Consider the following 21,977-nt stretch of genomic DNA (forward strand, 5'->3'; position numbering starts at 1 on the left):
ACTACATCACCTGCAATTTCGTCAGTTGAATTTATATCAACTGCACTTGCCTGTGAAATAGTTAATGCACATATTATCAGAAATAATAGTATGGCCAAATATCTCTTTTTAAACATGAATAAATCTCCCAAAAAGACTTCTTTTTATTGTAATATGTTTAAATATAAATAAAATATATTATTTAAGTCAACTAAAGTAAAAGCTTTATATGTAAACTAATTATTACATTTTTTTGAATGTCAAACAAAAATCTGAGTAAATAAATGTAAAATTTTGAATATCAGGGGAGCGATTCCTCTCAAAATATTTTTCATAAATATGTACAGCATTCAGGAAACTTTCAATAGTTAAAATTATTAAAAAATAAAAATAATAAATTTTTAATAAGTACAACCAATTAAACACTCCTTAAAATGAAAATAAAGATAATAAACCTATTGTTTAAAAATGAAAAAATAGGTTCAAAGATCAATTTTACCTTTTAATAAGTATTTTATTTTTAATGGTTGATTTGCCGTATTTGGTAATTACCGTGTATTTTCCAACTTTCAAATCAATCAAGTTTATTATTGCAATACCTTTACTGTTTGTTTTAGCCACATATTTCTTGCCGTTGACCTTGAAAGTAATTAACTTACCTTTGAGAACTTTTCCTTTTGTATTAACGAGTTTGGCTGAAAATCTGGTTAATTTTGATTTTTTCTTGGAAATGTTTTTGGCAGTCAAAACAGGCTTTACAACAATCTTGTTGGATACCTTATATCCTTTATATGTAGCGGTTATTGTGTAGGTATTCGGATTTAAGGAAATCTTTAAGGATGCATAACCCTTGGAATTGGTTTTGACATTGTATGTCTTTTTATTCACAAGCATCTTTACATACACTCCGCTGGCAGGTTTTCCGTCATCTCCGTAAACACGGACATTATAGGAATTTCCGGAAAGGTAATAAACATTCATGTTTTTATTTTCCATAATCCTGTTTACAATATTGATGCTTTGAGAACGTTCTTCCCAAGTTTGCGTATTATAAACAGTGATTCTATGTTTTCCTGTTTTTAAATTAAGGGAAATGGAAATTTTACCCTTACTGTCAGTTCTAACCTCCCTTTCCACTCCATCAACAGTCACAATTACTACTGTATTTGTTATAGGATTGGCATTCTTATCAAGTAAAACTGCACTGTATTTTGACTTGGCCAGATAAGATGAACCTGAAAATATAATTGTCGGCTTGATTTCAATGCTGAAAGTGGCTGATGATGATGAATAATCCTCTTCACCCAGGAAATAAACTGTACCGGCATATTTGCCTACGTTATTCAATTTAATATTAACTGATGCAAATCCATTTTCATCAGTTATTCCGACAGGGGCCTGATTTCCGATTTCAATTATGACCTCACGGTCATACAACGGCAGCCCATGTGAATCTGTCAGCTGAACTGTTATCTCATCGTCAAAGTCACTGTAACTAAATGAACTATTAACTTTTATTTTTGTTTTTTTGACAGTAATCTGGAAATTATAGTAAATTTGACTTTCATATGATCCTTTTACGGCACTAATATAAACAGTATAATCTCCATAGCTTAAATCCTTTAAATTTAAATCATATTTTCCATTATTAAGTGTAATGGAATAGTTTTTATTAACCTCAGGATAATCGTTGTTGATTAGTGATATTTTTACCTTCGCATCCGGAACAGTTGAACTTGACAGTTTAATTAAAACGCTGTCATCACCGACGACCAGTTTTGAAATTAGATTTAAATTCAGCTTTTCAATTGTCAGATTGGTACTTGCTTTCAGATTATTATAACTGGCTGTAATAGTATAGAATCCAACATTCTTTAAGGTTAACGGCAATACCGCTTTTGAATTTTTTAATTGGACTTTATAATCAGCACCGTTGACATTAATTAAAACTTCACCGGAATATGCAACAGGATATTGTCCTTGACAAATGGTGGCAGTGATTTCAACGTCATTATAGTCATTTGAAACATCCAGTTTAAGATTCAGTTCAGGCTGGTAGGATACTGTGAATGCCTTAATGCAGGCCACCTGAGAGCTATAGCTATGACCTTCCAGTATGTTATTTTCCTCATAATCGTATAAATCAACCCAAAAAACACCATCTGTACTGAAAAATGACACGCCCGGAGAATAGGTAATCTTATTCATGGTCACATTTTTGGAAATTGCGAATTCCACGTTCTTACCGGTTAACTTAAATACCACTCTAAATTTATCGCCTTTCTTAAGAGGGACATATCCTCCAAGGTTTATAGTTGTGTAGCCGGGTTTGCAAGTGCCACTGCTGGTATGCATAAGTTCATCGTTAACGTAAATGGACAGTTCATAATTTGTTGTTTTTCTGAAGGTTGTTGAAACTGCAGCCAACAGTTCATCATCTGTTGCAGTGAATATGTTCTCAACCCAAATGGTTTTTTTACCAGACAGATAATAATCGGTCACTCCAGCAATATCATATTGGTAATTTTTCTCATATTTTTCAGTGTCGTTTAGAACGAATGCATAACATGGACTATAGGTGTCGATTCTGGCAAGAGAAGTATCATAATATGAAACATAGAAGTATCCGTCTTCCCCCCAGTCTGTATTCCAACTGTTTTTGACTATCCATGCACCATCGCCGGCTGGTGTTTCCACGAAGTTATACTTGGAATAGTTGTCATCCCATCCCACTATGACCACCGCATGGTTTGTGTGAGGATCATCATTATAGTAGTAGGAATGCCTGGATTTTGAATAATAATCGGAATCATAATATATTCCGCTTGCAACGGCACCATATTTCATAACAGCCTGTTTGATTGCATCATTATCAGTGTAATCATCACGTTCAAGGAAAATGATATTCTGGACATGCATCAGACTGTTGAATACTGGAGACAATGCATTGTAGTCATCATATTCATCCTGATATTCGTATACCGGACCCAGCCAGCTTGTAAGATATCCGAAGGCCATATCATCATATCCGCCGTCATTGGTTTCCATATTCCATCCATAGTCAGAGAAGAGTTCAATGATGTTTTTCATGTTTCCTTCAGATAAGTTTAAGTTCTGGCCGGAAGCCTTTAAAATTGCTGATTCCAATGTGCCAATGGCAGCAAAAGCCCAACAGTTTCCGCCTTCCTGCTGATCCCGGATAGGAGTCACATATCCATAATCAGCTGAACTATATCTGGAAGGAAGCATTCCGTCAAATGTGGAATTATCGTAATATACTGTGTGGTTTCCATATCCAATGACCAGATTGATTTCATAAGTCACGTAAATGTCATTATCATATTTTGTTTTATTTCTGCTGAATGTATTATTTTCATTGACAGTTGCCTGGCAGAACATTGCATAAACAGAATTGGCGATGACACTTCCATAGTTATCCACAAAGTTGCTGTATGCCAATTCGAATCTGCTAACGTCATTGACAAATATTGCTCCTCCATTTTTAGCGGAATTGTTTATTAGGTTTGAATCTGTTAGCTTGATGTTTTGATACATCTGATAGATTGCTCCCCCGTCATAGAAAGCAGTATTGTTTATTGCAGTGAAGTTATTTAATTCTAGGGTGGAATTCAGGGATGTTATAGCCCCACCGAATGTTGAGGTACTGTTAACTATTGTCATGTTTTTTGAAGTTAACTCGGAACTGTAAATATAAATTGTCCCTCCGGCATCATTAAGAGATTTACAGTTGATGAAACTTGTATCATTGATTTCAGCAATGGTGTCTCCCCAAAATACCAGGGCTCCGCCGAAGTTATATGCATAATTATCAACGAATGAAGAGTTTATGATTATTACAGCTCCATCATCAACAAAAATTGCCCCACCGTATTCGGCAGTATTATTTATGAAAGTACAGTTCTCAATATAAACACCGGGAGAATTATAATATTCAGAATGTCCATAAATTACCCCGCCTCTTGAATTAAGTGCGGAATTTACAACCTCACTTACAACAGACTCTTCATATGGAGCAACTGAATTTTTAAAAATAGAATTTTTAGCGAATATGTATCCGCCATCACTGTCAAAATTGAATCCCATCAATGTAACATTCCTTAAAAAAATATAATTGTTATTTTTAACAGAAAAGACGGCTGCATCATTAGAAGTGCATTGGATTATTGTAGTTTCAGGATTTTCACCAATGAAAGTTACGTTTTTAACTGTTTTACCTATATTCAACTTATATTCACCATTCGCCAGATGAATGGTTGAATAATCTTTAATTCTGCTGGTTGTTAGTTCCCTATAAGGATTATCTATAGATCCATCACCTATTGCATCATTTGAACTATTAAAATAGTAATCTGAGCCAATATCCTGATTTCCAAAACCCTGTAAAGCATCATCATCCAAACTTGCATCAGCAATTTCGATATCAGTTTCATTTACTGCAAAACTGGCTGGAATAATAACCAGTAATGACAGAACAATTATTAAAATTCCCAAAGCTTTGTTAAACTTGCCAAACAATGCACTTCCCCCTTATACTGCACTATTTAACATTTGATTCATCATACGCCACAATGATATTCTTTTTATTCATGAGCTTAACTTCTACACGAACAATGTCTTTTGAATCGGAAACTGTAGAACCTAATAATTTGCCTTTACCCATAATTTGAGCATCTTTTAATGGGGTTTCAGTTGAGTTTACCAAGTTACCCGTATTATCATAGAAATAAGAAGCAAGCACATAGTTTTCTGCATCACTTGGCTCCGGATTAACGGACCCGCTTACAGAATATGAATAATTCCATCCGAAACCTTCTTTGCTAACATCATCCACACTAAATTCTGTGATTTTGAGAGTGATGTTAGATGGAATGTCTCCGGTTCCGCCATCATTAAATGTCATGAATGCAAATGCTCCAATAGCTATAAGAGCAATGACTCCAATAATCAATGGTATTTTAAATCTGGATAGGAAAGAACCTCCTGGAGGTTGAGTAACTTCTGAGTCTTTGACAGGTTTTGAAACCTCATTAACCGGATTAACAACCTCTTTAACAGATCCCCCAACAGGCTTTGAAACCTCATTAACCGGATTAACAACCTCTTTAACAGGTTCCTCAACAGGCATTGAAACCTCATTAACTGACTCTTCAACAGTCTCAGACATCTTCCTAACAGGAACATCAGGTTTAAGAACCTCAATAACCGGTTCCCCAACAGGTTTTGAAACCTCCTTAACTGACTCTTCAACAGCCTCAGACATCTTCCTAACAGGAACATCAGGTTTGAGAACATCTTTTTCAGCTTCGGATAACTTGCTGCCGGGAACATCGAAAGGCTTAGGCACCTCCCTAACCGGTTCGGCTCCATCAGGTTTGCTTTCTGATTTGGATAATTTCGCACCGGGAACATCGAAAGGTTTAGGAACCTCCCTAACCGGTTTGAAGGTATTATCTTCAATATCCTGTTTTAAGGATTCCCCATCAATTACAGTTTTCTTATTATTTATTACTGGTTTTGAAATAGGTTTTCCCAATAATTTTGATGTATCTTTAATCAGACTTTCAAATTTAACTTCAGGATCAGGATAAGCATCCAACCAATGTTTATTGTTTAAGAAAAACTCCAATCCCCCATCCAATTTAGATTCATCAATTTTAAAAACCAAAATTGGAATGTTTTCAGTGAATGCTATGTCCACTTCAGTATTAACAAAATTTGAATGTTTAGAATGGCTTGAGAAAATTAAAACCACTACACGAGCCTGATTGATAGCTTCCATTATTCCCTCAACCATATGGCTTACGCCCAAATCACGGGTTTTCAACCAACATTTAATTTTGTTGTCTTCCAAAACATGACAAATCGCATCAGCTGTTATTTGATCCTTTTCATCATAACAAATATACACTTCATGACCCATAAATAACTCACCAACACATTATTCCATAATCTCCTCACTTTCTGCTGTAGAAATCACATTACCGGAACTGTCCCGTAACTCTACAGAAACTTTTGAAATGTTTGCTTTATTAACAAAAGCAGCACCTAAAATATTGTCTTTAATGTTTTTCAGTTTTGTGTCATTGCTTTTTACAACATTTCCTGAATTGTCATAGAAATCTATATGCACAATATCATCCGATGAAGCATTATCCTGATTAGTAACAGAACCATATACAATGTATGAATAATCGGTTGAGTAACTTTCTTTTCTATCATCATCCATGTCCACATAATCTATTTCTACCTTCACATCTGATGAATCAGCCGTTTCCACACTGGTATTGCTTAAAAGCATGACCCCTACAACAGCAACTAAAATAATTGCAACTGCAATGATAATCGGATATTTATATTTTGAAAAAGCACTCTCGGAGGATTTAGAGCTACTTTTTGAAGGTTTTGAAACCTTCTTTTCTGGTTTTTTATTAGAAACCGGTTCGGACTCTTCACCGGACTTGGTAACATAATCAAAAACAACCTCCTCTTTAGGAGTTTCCTTTGCTTCTTCAATTGGTTTATTTGATTCACTTGGATCTTCATCGAACTCAACAATATCGACAACCTTATCGGTATTGCTGTGTAACTTTTCGGCCAAGTCATGAGATTCATCTTCGTCGAAATTCTTAGTCTCGTCAATGTCCGGTGCAACATAATCCTCATCATGCTCTTCTTCACATAAAAGATAAGCATCCCTAACCAATGTTTCAAAAACAGATTCAGGGTCAGGATATGCATCCAACCAATGTTTATTTTTTAAAAAGAAACCCATTTTATCTTCAGGTAAAGTTTCATCAATTTTAAAAGATATGATTGGTTTGTTATTAGAAAAGGCAGTGTCAATTTCATTATTAACAAAAACAGATTCCTGTGAATTTTTTGAAAAGACTAAAACAACAATTTTTGCATTTTTTAGCCCATACATAATCTGTTCAGCATAATTTTTACCTGCAATAATATTTCTGGGAGCAATCCAGCATTTAAGTTTATTTGATTCCAAAACATGGCAAATTGCATCGGCTGTTTGCTTATCTTTAGATGAATAACTAATAAAAATATCATGAGCCATAAATTCACCTTATAAAAAAATTTTAATTAATAATACTAATTTATTTTTATAAATATATAACTCAATGAAAGGAAATACTTTCATTAAGAAAATGAATTTTTTAGTTAATGCCAGAACCTCATTTAACCCTTAATTTGATGAAATTTTTTAATTATTAAACTGGAAAAACTGTTATTTAAAAAATAACTTAAAAAAGAGCAATTTTACAATATATTAATCAAATATTTTAACCAAATTATTTTTGAAAAATGACAAATTTATTGGACATTATCATTAAAATGAACTCATTATTTGACAACACCAAAAAAAAGATAACTTTAACTGTTTAATCATCATATAATTAAATTAAAGGTGTTTGTGATGGCAATACTAGATTGGTTTAAAAAATCAGATGAGGAAGAAATCAAACCGCTCAGAAAGCAGGATGAAAGTGAAACCGAGGAAATTCCAATAGCTGAGCAGTTTTCAAGTGCAATCCACAGCGGAGCTAAAAAGTTCATCATAAACGATGATATCATATTGACTGAAACCCTTAAAATCGATGTTGACAACCTCCTCATTGACGGACAGCATCACACAATCTATTCATCATGCAGGGACACCAGAATATTTCTTATCACTTCAAGCAATGTAACCCTTAAAAACATCAAATTCGACAACGGCAACTCCAGCGATGACGGGGGAGCCATCCATAATCTGAAGGGTGATGTGAACATCATTAACTGCAAGTTCAAAAAAAACAATGCACACAACGGCAATGGCGGGGCAATATACAATCATCAGGGAAAGATGAACATCAAAAACTGCAAATTCATTGATAATCATTCAGAAAGAGGTGACGGCGGTTCCATATTCAATTTAAACGGCGAAATCGACATTACCTCCTGCCAATTCAAAGACAACGGAGGGAAGTTCGGAGGGGCGATATACAACGCAAAGACAATGACCCTGAAAAATGCCGAATTCGCAAACAACAAATCAATAAAGGGATTTTCAATATTCAATGCAGACAGCATAACGTTAAAGTCCTGCGAATTCGAAGACATCGCAGATTATCAGATTCATAATTTCGGAACCGTCAATATCGAAAAGGCAGAAAAGGAAAAAATCCAAACCCTCACAAAGGGCGGATTCATCCACATAAACAGTGAAAACGCCAAAACCTTCAAGCATCTGAAAAACCTCATCGAAAGCAGTGAAAAACAAATAAGTCTTGACTTTGACATCATCAACAAGGAATTCAAGACCGGAATCGACATCAATGAAAACAATATAACCATTGACGGAAATGACTGCATCATCGACGGTGCCGGAAAGGCAATCTTCAATGTCAACGGCGAAAACGTCACCCTTAAAAACATCAATTTCACAAACGGATCATCTTTCAGTGGAGGGGCAATAAACAACCATAGCGATTCACTGATGATTGTAAACTGCAGTTTTGAGTGCAACATCTCCAACAACGGCGGTGCAATAAAAAACGAAGGAATTATCCAATTGGATGACTGCAAATTTTCAAAAAACATTGCAAGTGAAAGTGACGGCGGAGCTATAAACAACAATGGAAAAATTACCCTAAAAAGATGCAGATTCAGAGAAAACTCCTCAAAGAAAAACGGCGGCGCGATAAACAACCTGAATGAAAGCGTTGCAAACGACTGTGAGTTTGAATCAAACCATGCAAAAGCCAATGGAGCTTCAATAAACAACGGTGAAAACGCCACATTAAGATTATTTGACTCCAGATTTAAATATAATTCTGCTGACAAGAAAGGAAGCGCAATATTCAATGACAACCGTGTCAAAATGGAAAAATGCGAGTTTGAAAACAACATCCCAAGCGAATCATCAAATATAATATTCCAGAAGGGGGATGCAACAAGCAATCTGATTATCACAGGATGCACATTTTCCAGAGACAAGTTCTCAAACAACCTGATATTCATTGAAAACGGTTCCTGTGATGTTGATACATCCACTTTTAAATTTGCAAAGAAACGTGACAATTCATATGCAATTTACAATGAAAATGGAGTCCTTACAATCAAGAAACTGGAATTTGAAAACATAACCTTCAAGACAGTATTCAACAATAATATAATATACTTTGAAAAAGATATGGAAAAGTATATCAAACCAGGTGATGAAGGATTACCTTTCAATTACTTATAACAGGATGTGATGGAAATACCTGAAAAGAAACCCCTATTTGAAGCGATTGACAAAGAAAACATTAATGATAAAAACGATAACGAATCCGGCAGTCAGAAGATGCAGGAGAGAAAACACATATGGGAATCCAGAATAGAACGTGCACTGTATAACAGCAGATGGATTCTCTCACTGATGTATTTTGCCCTGATTGTGGTATTGGCAGTTATTCTAATCAAATTCCTGTTCGAAGTCGGAGGATTCGTAATAGCCGTATGGGGATTGAGCGACAATGAATGGATCATAAACGTATTAGAATTACTGGACCTGACTCTGGTCGCTAATCTTGTGCTTATTGTTGCATTTTCAGGTTATGAAAATTTCGTTTCCAAAATCGACGATGCCGAAGAGGGTCATGACACACTCCCATGGATGGGCAAGCTTGACTTTTCAGGACTTAAACTCAAAATAATCGGTTCAATCGTGGCAATATCACTTATTGAATTGCTGCAGGACTTTTTGAATGCAACCAGCCATGTGGATCCGAATTTCGAATTCTGGAGAATTGTCCTTCATATAGTATTTGTAATAACCGGAATTGCATTTGCTGCAATGGAACTTCTGGCCGAGAAAAAGGAAGAGACACACGAGAAAAAGAAAATTATTAAAAAGGAAAGAGAAATAATGTAAAAAAAAATAATTATTGTAGATACTCCCTACAATAATTCTATCTTTTAACCATTGTAATTAATGTTCCATCAATTATACAATCAAAATCAATCTTTTTTAACCAGCCAGATTCATCAAACATGTTCATAAAGCAAACGCCAATGATTTTCCCATCTTTTTTCATAATTTTTTCAATCAAAGCATTTAACTCATCCAAATCCACATTAAAATCAGGAATGGCCAATCCTCCCATAACCACAACAATATCTGAATCGTATGGATTGGAAATTTCATCCTTTAGTGCTAAACCGTAAGGCCTTAATTCAAATTCACGACATTCATCAACATTAACGAAAGGTATGAAATGTGTTTCCTTATCTGTTACACCATAACTTAAAAATTCGGCAAATGGAGTGCAAAGACCTGGAGAACCTATGAAAGTAATTTTAGATGCGCCGTCGGACTCCTTTTGAAAAATTGAAAGCATTTCATTCAATCCCATATATTTAACCTCCAATGATTATTATTATTTTTATTTAAAAACAATATATAAATTTTGTTAAAAATAATGAATTTTTGTATAATTTTTAGAAAAATAGAAAAAATCAGCCATCAGAAATAATGCCCTTTTCGGAAAGTATCTCGTTTTGAACTTTCACAACTTCAGCGCTTGTATCCGCTTCGCTATAAGCTTCAAGCAAATCATGATTTAGCTCTAAAAAAGTATGTCCCCATTTAAAGCCATCCATAAGTTCACGAGCCTCATCCTTAAAACGAGTAATATATAACGTGGCTGAGATTGCTTCAACTGTTGATAGGATACAAGGCTTTCCATAATTAACAGGATTTGTAGCTATTAAAAATGGAAGTGATCTATGATATTTTGAAAGAGAGAAGAATTTTTTAGACTTTGAAACTTCGTTCCAGGAACAGTCAAGGCCTACAACTCCCCTTCTTTGAACATATCTATAGTCTTCATATGATACAGCTTTTTCTGCATATGGATTTAAAACTATTGCTCCTGAAGGTATTTTGTTTATATTATAAACCAACCTGCATTTACCTAGCTTTTCCATTTTGATTGATGTGCATTTCTTTCTGTCACATTCATTCGCATGAAAAACTGTAATTTTCATCTAATTATGCCTCTGATGTTTCTAACGCAGAAGTGTTTCCTGCCTTATATTGCTGAATAAGTTCCATTTGCTGTGCAAATTCATCAGAAGTTAATCCAAATTCATCATTAATCGCAGGAACATTTTTACTTTCTTTTAATGTTATGCTCTTAAGCAATGGTTCAACATATTGAGTATACACATCACCGTAAACATTTAATGCTGTTGTATTGACATCGCTTTTGGAACCGACAATCATGTAAATTAAATATCCCTGTTTTGTAGTTTGTGACTGGCATATTACAATGGATATGGTATTGTTGGTATTATTTCCTTCATAAGCTTGTGAGAAATATATATTCCAGTCATTTCCATTAAATGAACGATGTTCAGGATTCATGACACCTTGAACATAATAAATATCCATCAGAGCAGTGGAATTATCCACAGTTGAAATATTATATGTAATATTGTGTTCACCATCGAGGTATGATTGCATATATTCAGTAGTGTTATTTGTTAATTTAACATTGCTGCCTGTAAACGCTCCTTCCATGAATGAATTATTGAAGGAAGTTGTGTCTCTGATTATCTCGTTACTATTAAATAATCCAGTAGAAAAAATAGCCAATGCAACTGCAACAATTGCTATAATAACCACTGCAATTATAATTATATTTTTATTTTCCATTATGCGAACTCCATAAGTATTATCATTAATAATTTTAGTAAATACTATTTTATAAAGTTTATATCGAAAAAGTATTTTTATTAAAAAAAATAAAAAATAATATTAAAAAATATTATTAGGTTAAAATATGAACAAAAAACTTCAATACGAACTATTACTTTTAGTTCTAGTAATTATTGTAATATTTAATCTTGCTGTTGTCTTTACATCCCATGAAGACACACAAGAAAATGTTTACAATATTACATCAGTTGGACATAATGTTAATGGTACTGTATACAAAATAGTTGCAGGAAATGCATCATCCAACGAAACTGTTGGAATCATATTGGGAGTTCATCCAAGAGAGCATGAAATCCATGAAGCCATCAATAAAACAATTACAAACATTACCGGTGAAAATGGAGCCAATAACCTCTCTAAAAAATATGTAATTTATTATGTTACAGTTAAAGACAATTTAACTTCACGCGATGACACAAGACCTGCCGGAGAATTACTTGCTCATAAGTTTATTGTTAATAATATTGCAAAAGACAATCCGTTTTTAGTTGTAGATGTTCATGAAATCAATCCGGACTATGAATACTCCAATTTCCTGTTCTCATTGTCAAACAGAACTGAAAAAATAAACTCCTACATTGCAAAATTATCTGCTGATGTCAATTTGGTAGATTACGAGTTTAGCGAAGGAACCAGTCCTGAAAAAGTAACAGAACCGATTGCTAAAAAAGGAATTCCTACACTACTGATGGAAACATCAATTACTGACTCATTAACACAAAAACAGCAGACAGCAATAAATTTAATAAAAAGTTTAGATGAATTAGAACCTTAAATTAGTGATATTATGAATATTACTCGTGGTATTTTAATTGGAAGAATGCAGCCTGTCCATAACGGACATATTCAAGTGATAAATAAGATTCTGGAAGAGGTTGATGAAATTATTATCGGAATCGGCAGTGCACAGTTAAGTCATGAACTTAAAGATCCGTTTACTGCCGGTGAAAGAATTGTAATGATGACACAGGCGTTAGCCGAGAGCAATATCAGTCCTAAAAGATATTACATTATCCCTATGGAAGACATTAACTTCAATGCCATTTGGCCGTCCCATGTTAAAATGATGACACCTCCTTTTTCAATTGTCTATTCAGGCAACCCTTTAGTTAAACAGTTATTCAGAGAGGAAGGTTTCGAAGTGAGACAACCTCCACTTTATGACAGGTTGCATCTGTCAGGAACCGAAGTGAGGCGCAGAATCCTTGAAGATGAGAATTGGCAAGAATTAGTTCCAAAAGCAACTGCAGATGTAATCGCTGAGGTAAATGGTATTGAACGATTGAAAAATTTATCAATAAAAGAAATTAGTGATATATAACAATAGTTATTTATAATATGAAATTATTAATTATCTAATGGAGAGATAAAATGGTTGTTCGTGTTATAGAATCAAAAGAAGACAAAGTAACAACAGCTGATTTGATAGCTGAATTGAAAAAAAGTAGTAAAATTGATTATTCTGGTGCTATTTTTACTTTTGAAGGAATAGTCCGTGGAAAAGAAGAAAATATGAACCTGAAAAAACTTGTTCTTACAACTCCCGATAAAGACAAAACAAAATCTGAAATTGAAAAAATTGTTGAAAATGCTAAAATAAAATATAATGTTCATGAAATTTCAGTCGTTCACTATATTGGTGAATTTTATACTGGCGATCTATTATTTTTAGTTGCAGTTTTAGGTGCGCACAGAGGGGAAACTCTTGATGCTTTAAAAGAAGTTATTGAAACTGTAAAATATGATGTTGAATTTAAAAAAGAAGAAATTTCACAAGAAGGTACAAAAACCATTCTTGCAGGTGGATAAACCGTGATTGGCACTATAATCAGATTAATCATCATATTTATTATAATTTATGCAGTCATTAAAAATTTGAAAACACTTTTAAAGGCTGCATTGATTTTATTTGTAATTTTTATACTATTAGGATTAGCAGGATATTAATCTGCTATATCCCACTTATTTTCCTATAATTACTTCAGTAGATTTAATAATAGCAGCTACATCATCGCCTTCTTTTAATCCTAAATTTTCAGCAGATTCTTTAGTGATAACAGCAGTAATAACATTAGGTTCACTTACTTCAATTTTAATGTTAGCCATTACAGCACCTAATTCCACACCTGTCACTTTACCTTTTAATTGATTTCTTGCACTAAGTTTCATAATTAACACATCCTTAATTTTAAATTTATTTTCCAATAATTACTTCAGTAGATTTGATGATTGCACAAACATCATCGCCTTCAGCTAATCCTAAGTTTTCAGCTGACTCTTTAGTGATAACAGCAGTAATAACATTAGGTTCTGAAATTTCGATTTTAATATTTGCCATTACAGCACCAAGTTCGACATTTGTTACTTTTCCATTTAATTGATTTCTTGCACTAAGTTTCATTTTCACATCACCTTGTGTTTTACAATAATAAATTGAATCGAATTGTATATAAATGTTTCGTTTTTTATAGTAAATAAGACTTTTGAAATCGATTACCTTAATTACTACATATCGATATAGATTTAACCAATATTAATTTTTAAAAATAAATTATGAACTTTGATTATTAATTATAATAATAAAATAACTTTAAATAATTAAATAAAAATATATATCTAAAATATACTTAAATTAATTAATTATAATTGTTTAAAAAGTTTTTTATCGAAATTTATAAAGTATCATCGATATGAAATTCAAAACTAGAAAATTTTATTAAAAAATAAAACAAAAAATGATATTATGAAAATCGAAATGGAATCAATTGGTACAATTCATACGCAATTCAATGAAATTGAAGGTATGCCAATTCAACCGACAGGTGCAAAAGGAGTAAAGGGAACAATAGAAATTAAAGACAAGTATGTCGATGGTCTTAAAGATTTAAAAGACTTTTCCCATATACATTTAATATATTTGCTTCACAAAGTTGACGGCTATATGCTTGAAGTGAAACCATTTATGGATGACAACACCCACGGAGTATTTGCAACAAGATCACCTAAAAGACCAAACAGAATTGGTATGAGTGTTGTTAAAGTCATCGACATTGAAGATAATAAAGTTTATGTTGAAAATATTGATGTTTTAAATGAAACACCACTGCTTGACATCAAACCATATGTGCCTCAGTTATACGAAGATACCATTGATGAGCTAAAAATAGGCTGGTTTGAAACTAAACACAAAAAGGCAAAATCCCAAAAATCAGATGATAGATTCAAATAGAAATCTATCATTTTACTTTAAAAACAATCCGGAAACTCAAGTTTTAACTCATTTATAAAGTCATTAACCATCACATTTTCCAACTGCTCGCTTTCACATTTAAAATCTTTGAAAGCGCCTTTGGAATCTGAAATAATTAGATTATTTGATAATTTCATCAAATCATCAAATGAAAGATTTTTTAAATCGGCATACTGTTTGGTATATTCCGCTATTACATCCCTCAAATCCAGACTATCATCCCAAATTCCATCATATTTTCTAATATTTATACGTGAAATAACATCCTTTTGCTTTTCAAATTCCCTTTTATCATGGAAAACTATGTCCTTGGCCATTGCAAGCTCCAAATCACTTACAAAGTTATCTTCACAATCTTCACTGCATGTATAGACTTCTCTTTGAGTACAGTTCAAATCATCAAGATAATAATCGTTTCTGAAATAGAATAAAGAATGTTTAACAGGAGATAAGAATTCTGAATTTCCATCATCACATTTTTCAAATGGGTGAAGAGCGTGTGTGACAATCAATTCTGTGAATGACATATTTCCTATATAGTCAACAAGTTCCGGATATTTTTCCAATGTTAATTTATCAATGTCAGTGTAATTCGGAGTGCATCCCAATTTCTGACCTCTGAAACAAATGAAAAATGTTCTATCCAAATCAACAGATTCAAAATATTTACGAACTGATCTGCAATGATTGAACTCGTTTTCAGACATTGAAAAAAACAAATCAACATAATCCAGGTTGATGTCATAATCCTGACAGAACTCTTTTAACTTAGGAAAGACATTCTTGATAAAATAATAATGTTCTGCAAACATGTCGGGAATGGTGCTCACAATCATTATAGTAATATTATTTTTACCCATATACTCAACTCCACCATTAAAATTTTAAAAATCATCATAAAAATACTATATGATTTTTGAAACTAATGAAAAAAAGAATAAAAAAATAGCTATAAATTGTTTATAGCTTCAGTAATCAATTGGATGGTTGATTCAATATCATCCATACTGCATACGCTTACGGGAGTATGAATATAACGTGTAGGAACAGATAAAACACCAGTTGGAATTCCTTCACGGGTCAAGTGAATTGCAGTTCCGTCAGTTGTTCCACCGTCACTTACTTCCAACTGATAATCGATATCGTTTTCATCACCCGCTTTAATAAGCATGTCTTTTACAGATTGCTGAGTTAGAATACCTCTTCCGCTAGCATCGGCCAATATTATAGCAGGACCTTTACCCATAACCACAGGTGCCTCTTCCGGTTTTATGCCAGGATGGTCACCGGATAATGTTACATCAAGTGCAATAGCCAAATCAGGGTTTAACTTAAATGCAGAAGTTTTAGCTCCTTTAAGACCCACTTCTTCCTGAACAGTACCTACACCATAAACAGTGGCTCTGGTTTCTACTCTTTTTAAAACTTCCATCATCACATAACAACCTACACGATTGTCTAAAGCTTTACCCATAATCAGATTGTTAGGATATTCTTCAAAGAGGGCATTGAAGGTCATTTTATCTCCAATTCTGACCATTTTTTCTGCTTCTTCCTTATCTTTTGCACCTATATCAATAAACATGTCAGTAGCTTTAACAACTTTGTTTCTTTCTTCGGGAGTTGTTACATGTGGCGGTTTTGAACCTATTACACCTACAACATTTTCGCCTACAGATGATTGAATGGTTACTGTCTGGTTCATTAACATCTGGTCATTGATTCCGCCGATATTTGAGAATTTGATAAAACCATTATCATCAATGTATCTTACCATTAAACCTATTTCATCCATGTGAGCTGCAAGCATTACACTAGGGGCCTTTTTTTCTCCTTTTTTGGTGGCAATCAAGTTTCCCATGCTGTCTTTTTCTATTTTATCAGCTACATCTTCTAATTCACGAGTAATAATCTTAGCTATTTCCTCTTCAGAACCGGATACACCCGGCGCTAAAGATAGCTCTCTCATTAATTCCATCGTATCACCAAATTAACTTTATTAACTTAATAATATTAAATTGTTTCTAAAAAAAAGAATGTAAAAAAATATGTAAAATTACATATTGTTTAAAGGTTTAAATCCGATAGGAGTAGTACTGTATTTTGTTCCGGCAGCAGTGATTACATCCTGAACGGAAGAGGTGAGTTTTGATTGTGGTCTCCAAGGTGCATCTTTATCTTCTCCAACAATGGATACTGCATCAACGATATTATTTTCAAGCAGATATACTAAAATCGCTGAAACGACACCACCGTCCTGACCTATTATTGAATCTGCTTTTACACTGTAGATATCAAGATAATTCCCAAGAGGTTTTTCATCAATGTCTTTAGGATAGATTTCTTCACTGATGAATGTTCTAGGGCATGCAAAGTAACATGCATGGCAACCTTCATCACATTGTCCCTTAACTACCGGTTTTCTATGGTTAATGTGAATTATATCCTTCGGGCATACGTATTCGCATGCTCCGCACAGCACACATGAACCGACACTTATTACATCATTTTGTAAGTTTTCAAATTGACAAAGACCACATTCACGGATGAATTCCTCTTCAGTTACCGCCCTTTTTGACAATACAGGTCTTGCAACCGCTTCTCTTTTCTTATAATTCCGGGTATTTTTAGAGATTTTCTGATTGGCTATTTTTTCCAAAAGACTTAAACCTTTGCTTGTAATCTCATCTACTGTAATGTAACCTTTTTCAATGCAATCCTCAATTATCTGTCTTCCCTTTTTTGATCTCACAATCACTGTTGAATATCCGTTAGGAGACCCCACTGAACCAACAGAGATATCTGATGTATCTGATGTGTAATCTGTACATATATGGCAATTTTTACGTGTGAACGGTTCTGTTTCTGCTATCGGGATGGAGAATACATTACCGTCAATCAGATTTGCAATAAATCTGCCCTTATCTATTCTGAATTCTTTAACTTCATATAATTCAATACCCTGTTGTTTGAGATATCTTTCAAGATATGAGTATGAGAAATTTTCCATGCAGAACAAACCTATTTTTACGTCAATAGGTGATCCGCCTGTTTGTTCACTGTATTTATTGATTTTTGTTGCAGCCAGTATCTGGCAGGGTGTTCCCACCATTGCTGTTTTAATTTCACTCACTTTTTACACCTCACCATAGACCGGAAGGTAACTTCCTACATAATTATTCTATAGATTTCTACATATTTAAAGTTTTTCAAAAATTGAACAAAAACTATTATTAACCCAATATTAAACTGAATAGTTTAGATTTGAAAAATAAATGAAAATAAACATTAAACAAAATTATATGATTTGTATAAAACTCTAAAATAACAATCCGAAATTTTTAAGTTACTTGACAAATATACTATAAAATCGGTGAGAGCATGACAAAAACTATAAAAATTTATTTCAGTCCCTCCAAAACAACAAAAAAAGTCATAGAACAGGTTGCAAGCAACTTTGAATGGGAAAGCGAAACTTATGATTTGCTGAATTTTGACTGCGAAAAGGATATTTCAAGCGAAGACCTTGCCATTGTTGGAATGCCTATTTTTGCCGGAAGAATTCCAAAAACAGGTCGTGAAAGACTATTAAAACTAAAAGGAAACAATACCAAGGCAATAGCTATTGCAAACTATGGAAACGCACATGTAACAGATGCCTTGCTTGAATTAGTTGATTTACTAAAAGAAAATGGATTTGACGTTATTGCAGCTGCAACAACCGTAAGTCACCATTCAATATTTGATGGAGTCGCACAGGGAAGACCCGATAGTGAAGATATTGAAAAAATTAATGAATTCAGCAAAAAATGCCTGGAAAAAATTGAATCCGGAAAATCCCTTGAAAGCGAAATACCTGGAAACAGACCATATACCGATTACAAGCAGTTGCCATTCATAATAAGCTGCGACGAAACACTTTGCTCATTCTGCTATGACTGCGTTTCAATTTGCCCTGAAAATGCCATTCCTGATGACGATCCTATTAACACAGATTTAGAACAATGCAGCAGATGCACTGCCTGTATAAATATCTGTCCTGAAGATGCACGGGCATTTACTGGCGAAGCATTTGAAGCTAAAAAACCGGCATTTGAAAAAGCAAACAGTGAAAGAAAAGAGGCTGAATTCTACCTATAGATTCAACCTTTTTTTAGCCACATTTCTCACATACTCATTTTCATCATTAAGGGATGTTTCCTTTAAGACCTTTTTACTCACTATATGTTTAATGGCTGCTTCACGAACTCTCCATTGAGGCTCATTGTTAACCACATCAGTTAAAAATTTCTGATTTCTCACTTTGGAAACAGCCCTAACAGAAATATTTTCAGAAATACCCTGTTCATAAATCTTAATCAGACAACTTTCCACATTGATTTTGTTTAACGCCTTAAGTGAGAACTCTTCATCCTCATTTGCTAAAACTATCCTAATCAATGTTTCCAAATCATCAATATTGTCCAAAGTGCTTTTTCTTATATTTTCCAATTTTGCTTCATTTAAAATTTTAATAAAGGCTTTTTCATCACTTATATGCTTCATTGCCTCATTAGCAACATCTTCATTAGTCGAATTGATTACAATTTCCAGATAATCCTTTTCATCAACCAGATTAGGATTTTTAATTGCATGATTTCTAACAAACTGATCACTATCGTTTAATGCAATATCAATTAATTCTTTAGGATTCTCTATATTGTTTACAGCGATTTGGCGTACAAATCTGTCATCATCTGTTTTGATAATCTTCAATAAGGTTCCCTCATTGCTAATTTTCTTAACGGCTTCACTTCTTACAACATTATCCTTGTCATTTAATGCTATTTGAGTAAGCAAATCCTCATCATCCAAATTTGGGACCAAATCCAAGCGAACATCGGATTTTTCTGATTTCAAAATGATTTCTTTCAATATATTTTTATCATCAATTTTTTCGAAAATAAGTGACCTGATTTTCGCATTGTCTTCACACTTGGCGATTTCTGCTAACTTCTCTTCATCATTTATCTTGTTAATGGCGGCAATTTTAACATTTTCATCTTTTTGATCGATTGCAACTTTTTGGAGAACATTTTCATCTTTAAAGTTTTCTTTATTTATGGCAGTTATTTTGATTGAATTGTCTTTAGCCTTAAAAACCAAATCTTCCAAAACTTGAGCGGATTCAATTTTATCAACTGCCCCATTTCTATATCTTTTGTCATCAGCTTCAATTGCAATCCATTTGAGGGTTTCCTCATCTACAACCTTTTCAAAAATTTCATCGACATTAGGATTCTTTTTTGTATTGATTACAATTTCTGCAATTGACTTGTTATTTTCTCCCAGCCTTTCATATGCAAAACTTCTAACATCAAAGAATTGTGAGTTTTCCGCAGCATCCCAAAGTAAATCCTTATCTTTTACCTTATTGATTGCAATTAATCTAATAGCCCTGTCTTTTACATTTTTAGACATGTCCAAAGCGACATACTGATCTGTAATCTGATCTGCAGCTGCTGCTCTTGCATACCTATCTTTATCCGTTGTCGCTATTTTTTTTAGCAATAACTGATCCTCATCGATTTCAACATCTTTTGGAATAGGTTTTCGTTCCTTTTTTTCTTTTTTATCCGTTTTCTTAAATCTATCAAAAAGTCCCATATTAATTTACATCCCCATACATTTTCTCTAAAAATGCCGCCAGCGAAACAATATCCTGCCTGTTATGTTCTATGATGGGTACAATAGGTCCAATATTGTTTTGTGACAAATAAGTATCATAATATCCTGGAATATACTGTCCCGGAACATCATCTTCTCTTTCGATGCCAAAAAATTCTCTTTCAATTGTTTGAAGCCTGCAGTTTGGCAATTCATCACGCCACAGATTTTTTGCAAAATGCATCAAGTCAAGATGAGGTAAATCCAAGTTAGCATCAATTCTATTATATATGCATCTATTATTAATAAATGGTACATCGAAACTTTTTCCATTGAAAGTTACATGAACAGAATCCTCATCCAGATGTGAAAGATAAGCATCAAGTACAACATCTTCTTCAGAGTAATCCCTTAAAAAGTATTGCGATGATATTATTGAATTTCCCTTTATTTCTGCAACTCCAATCAATATTACAGGAACATTTGAAAGGCCTTTTGTTTCAATATCCATAAATTTTAAGTTTTCAACATCAGTAAGGGATATGCATTTCAACAGATTATCCCTACACCTTTTGGAATACCTATTATTATCAAGCACATCCATGACCTCACAAAATGACATATCCTCCATTTTATCTAAAAATTTGGATGCCACATCCCCATACCTGTCATGATTTGCAAGGGATTCAATTGTATCATAACCATCATTTTTAAGAGCTTCTTCTTTTTTAATGCCTATTTTTGGAAGGAGTTTTAAATTATGATTCATCTGATTTTTAAAATCATTATCCTCAATCTTAAAGTCTGTCCTTTCTTTTGTGGTGATTTTTAATGTTTCACCAAAATCTGTTGAAATAATCTTGGAATTCCTAATATCAGTTAATTTTTTTCCTTCAAAATCCGATAGTAATTTTCTTTTCAAATCATCAAAGTAGGTTGGTGAATTCTTTCTAGCTCTTTCTTTCGCTTCTTCGGAAGGGTTGGCCGAAGATATTGAATTAGACAACATCCTTTGATAGTAATTTTCCTGTTTGTCATTATACATAATTCAATTTAATTTTAGTAAATCAATTAATATATAGGTTTTTATTAAAGTATATTTGAATTTTTATAAACTATAAATAACTTTATATACTTGAATAGATATAATAAAACTTGGCTACAAAGTAGCCGGAGAGATAGATTAAACAGCCAAATTTTAAAATTCATTTCTCTAAAAGCTTGTAAAAACAAGTTGTTAGGTAGATAATTATATAATTATTTACCTAACCATCCCAAAACCTTTTTTTAAATATTATCCTGAAATTCCCAATTAAATAATCT

At 33.3% G+C, this 21,977-nt stretch carries 20 protein-coding genes; 7 read left to right on the forward strand and 13 right to left on the reverse strand.

The genetic code is table 11. From position 1 onward, the window contains the following. Positions 1 to 474: 474 nt before the first annotated feature. From Q4Q55_RS06010 to Q4Q55_RS06020, 3 genes are read right to left on the reverse strand one after another with little or no spacing between them, the layout of a single operon-like run. The gene (locus Q4Q55_RS06010; RefSeq protein WP_303371918.1) at positions 475 to 4,515 is read right to left on the reverse strand and encodes a C1 family peptidase; all 4,041 of its coding nucleotides are present in this window, start codon (positions 4,513 to 4,515) and stop codon (positions 475 to 477) included. Between the two features lie 22 nt (positions 4,516 to 4,537). Next, positions 4,538 to 5,920, reverse strand: coding sequence for a toll/interleukin-1 receptor domain-containing protein (locus tag Q4Q55_RS06015; RefSeq protein ID WP_303371919.1), 1,383 nt, complete (start codon positions 5,918 to 5,920; stop codon positions 4,538 to 4,540). 18 nt (positions 5,921 to 5,938) lie between these two features. After that, positions 5,939 to 7,069 carry a toll/interleukin-1 receptor domain-containing protein gene (locus Q4Q55_RS06020; RefSeq protein WP_303371920.1) on the reverse strand — a complete coding sequence of 377 codons (1,131 nt, stop codon included), beginning with the start codon at positions 7,067 to 7,069 and terminating at the stop codon, positions 5,939 to 5,941. 360 nt (positions 7,070 to 7,429) lie between these two features. Between Q4Q55_RS06020 and Q4Q55_RS06025 the strand changes: the two genes are divergently transcribed. Next, positions 7,430 to 9,241 (forward strand): right-handed parallel beta-helix repeat-containing protein, encoded by a 1,812-nt coding sequence (locus Q4Q55_RS06025; protein ID WP_303371921.1) that lies wholly within the window; start codon positions 7,430 to 7,432, stop codon positions 9,239 to 9,241. A 9-nt stretch (positions 9,242 to 9,250) separates the two neighbouring features. Then, positions 9,251 to 9,910, forward strand: a complete 660-nt coding sequence (locus tag Q4Q55_RS06030; protein WP_303371922.1) for a YqhA family protein — start codon at positions 9,251 to 9,253, stop codon at positions 9,908 to 9,910. A 37-nt stretch (positions 9,911 to 9,947) separates the two neighbouring features. On the opposite strand, the gene Q4Q55_RS06035 is transcribed toward Q4Q55_RS06030, so the two are convergent. The 3 genes from Q4Q55_RS06035 to Q4Q55_RS06045 all read right to left on the reverse strand — a co-directional run bounded on the left by Q4Q55_RS06035 (position 9,948) and on the right by Q4Q55_RS06045 (position 11,695). Beyond that, entirely contained in the window at positions 9,948 to 10,391 is a 444-nt protein-coding gene (locus tag Q4Q55_RS06035) for a DUF2124 family protein (RefSeq protein ID WP_303371923.1), read from the reverse strand. 103 nt (positions 10,392 to 10,494) lie between these two features. Continuing rightward, a complete protein-coding gene (locus Q4Q55_RS06040; protein WP_303371924.1) occupies positions 10,495 to 11,025 on the reverse strand; it encodes a DUF367 family protein in 531 nt (176 codons plus the stop codon). A gap of 4 nt (positions 11,026 to 11,029) precedes the next feature. Then, entirely contained in the window at positions 11,030 to 11,695 is a 666-nt protein-coding gene (locus tag Q4Q55_RS06045; protein ID WP_303371925.1) for a hypothetical protein, read from the reverse strand. A gap of 127 nt (positions 11,696 to 11,822) precedes the next feature. Between Q4Q55_RS06045 and Q4Q55_RS06050 the strand changes: the two genes are divergently transcribed. Genes Q4Q55_RS06050 through Q4Q55_RS06060 form a run of 3 tightly spaced genes read left to right on the forward strand, consistent with a single transcriptional unit; the run spans position 11,823 to position 13,567 of the window. Further along, positions 11,823 to 12,533, forward strand: a complete 711-nt coding sequence (locus Q4Q55_RS06050; RefSeq protein ID WP_303371926.1) for a hypothetical protein — start codon at positions 11,823 to 11,825, stop codon at positions 12,531 to 12,533. A 12-nt stretch (positions 12,534 to 12,545) separates the two neighbouring features. Next, entirely contained in the window at positions 12,546 to 13,079 is a 534-nt protein-coding gene (locus tag Q4Q55_RS06055) for a nicotinamide-nucleotide adenylyltransferase (RefSeq protein WP_303371927.1), read from the forward strand. Between the two features lie 50 nt (positions 13,080 to 13,129). Beyond that, a complete protein-coding gene (locus Q4Q55_RS06060; RefSeq protein ID WP_303371928.1) occupies positions 13,130 to 13,567 on the forward strand; it encodes a molybdenum cofactor biosynthesis protein MoaE in 438 nt (145 codons plus the stop codon). Positions 13,568 to 13,720: 153 nt separating this feature from the next. On the opposite strand, the gene Q4Q55_RS06065 is transcribed toward Q4Q55_RS06060, so the two are convergent. Continuing rightward, entirely contained in the window at positions 13,721 to 13,927 is a 207-nt protein-coding gene (locus tag Q4Q55_RS06065) for a molybdopterin-binding protein (RefSeq protein WP_303371929.1), read from the reverse strand. A gap of 25 nt (positions 13,928 to 13,952) precedes the next feature. Further along, positions 13,953 to 14,159 carry a molybdopterin-binding protein gene (locus Q4Q55_RS06070; RefSeq protein ID WP_303371930.1) on the reverse strand — a complete coding sequence of 69 codons (207 nt, stop codon included), beginning with the start codon at positions 14,157 to 14,159 and terminating at the stop codon, positions 13,953 to 13,955. A 342-nt stretch (positions 14,160 to 14,501) separates the two neighbouring features. On the opposite strand from Q4Q55_RS06070, the gene tsaA reads away from it, so the two are divergent. Continuing rightward, positions 14,502 to 14,987, forward strand: coding sequence for a tRNA (N6-threonylcarbamoyladenosine(37)-N6)-methyltransferase TrmO (tsaA, locus tag Q4Q55_RS06075; RefSeq protein WP_303371931.1), 486 nt, complete (start codon positions 14,502 to 14,504; stop codon positions 14,985 to 14,987). 17 nt (positions 14,988 to 15,004) lie between these two features. Here the strand turns inward: tsaA and Q4Q55_RS06080 are convergent, their stop codons facing one another. The 3 genes from Q4Q55_RS06080 to Q4Q55_RS06090 all read right to left on the reverse strand — a co-directional run bounded on the left by Q4Q55_RS06080 (position 15,005) and on the right by Q4Q55_RS06090 (position 18,141). Next, positions 15,005 to 15,868, reverse strand: a complete 864-nt coding sequence (locus Q4Q55_RS06080) for a hypothetical protein (RefSeq protein ID WP_303371932.1) — start codon at positions 15,866 to 15,868, stop codon at positions 15,005 to 15,007. Positions 15,869 to 15,957: 89 nt separating this feature from the next. Beyond that, on the reverse strand, positions 15,958 to 16,986 hold the full coding sequence (locus tag Q4Q55_RS06085; RefSeq protein WP_303371933.1) for a M42 family metallopeptidase: 1,029 nt from the start codon (positions 16,984 to 16,986) through the stop codon (positions 15,958 to 15,960). A gap of 78 nt (positions 16,987 to 17,064) precedes the next feature. Next, on the reverse strand, positions 17,065 to 18,141 hold the full coding sequence (locus tag Q4Q55_RS06090) for a Coenzyme F420 hydrogenase/dehydrogenase, beta subunit C-terminal domain (protein ID WP_303371934.1): 1,077 nt from the start codon (positions 18,139 to 18,141) through the stop codon (positions 17,065 to 17,067). A gap of 248 nt (positions 18,142 to 18,389) precedes the next feature. Between Q4Q55_RS06090 and Q4Q55_RS06095 the strand changes: the two genes are divergently transcribed. Next, entirely contained in the window at positions 18,390 to 19,148 is a 759-nt protein-coding gene (locus Q4Q55_RS06095) for a 4Fe-4S dicluster domain-containing protein (RefSeq protein ID WP_303371935.1), read from the forward strand. Here Q4Q55_RS06095 and Q4Q55_RS06100 read toward each other — a convergent pair. Together Q4Q55_RS06100 and Q4Q55_RS06105 are read right to left on the reverse strand one after the other, a co-directional pair. Next, positions 19,143 to 20,654: a HEAT repeat domain-containing protein gene (locus Q4Q55_RS06100; RefSeq protein WP_303371936.1), complete on the reverse strand. Its 1,512-nt coding sequence runs from the start codon at positions 20,652 to 20,654 to the stop codon at positions 19,143 to 19,145. The genes Q4Q55_RS06095 and Q4Q55_RS06100 overlap by 6 nt on opposite strands. Before the next feature lies 1 nt (position 20,655). Next, the gene (locus Q4Q55_RS06105) at positions 20,656 to 21,702 is read right to left on the reverse strand and encodes a ribonuclease H-like domain-containing protein (protein WP_368660145.1); all 1,047 of its coding nucleotides are present in this window, start codon (positions 21,700 to 21,702) and stop codon (positions 20,656 to 20,658) included. Positions 21,703 to 21,977 lie beyond the last annotated feature (275 nt).

The sequence above is a fragment of the Methanobrevibacter sp. genome, from assembly GCF_030539555.1.
Taxonomy (GTDB): Archaea; Methanobacteriota; Methanobacteria; order Methanobacteriales; family Methanobacteriaceae; genus Methanocatella.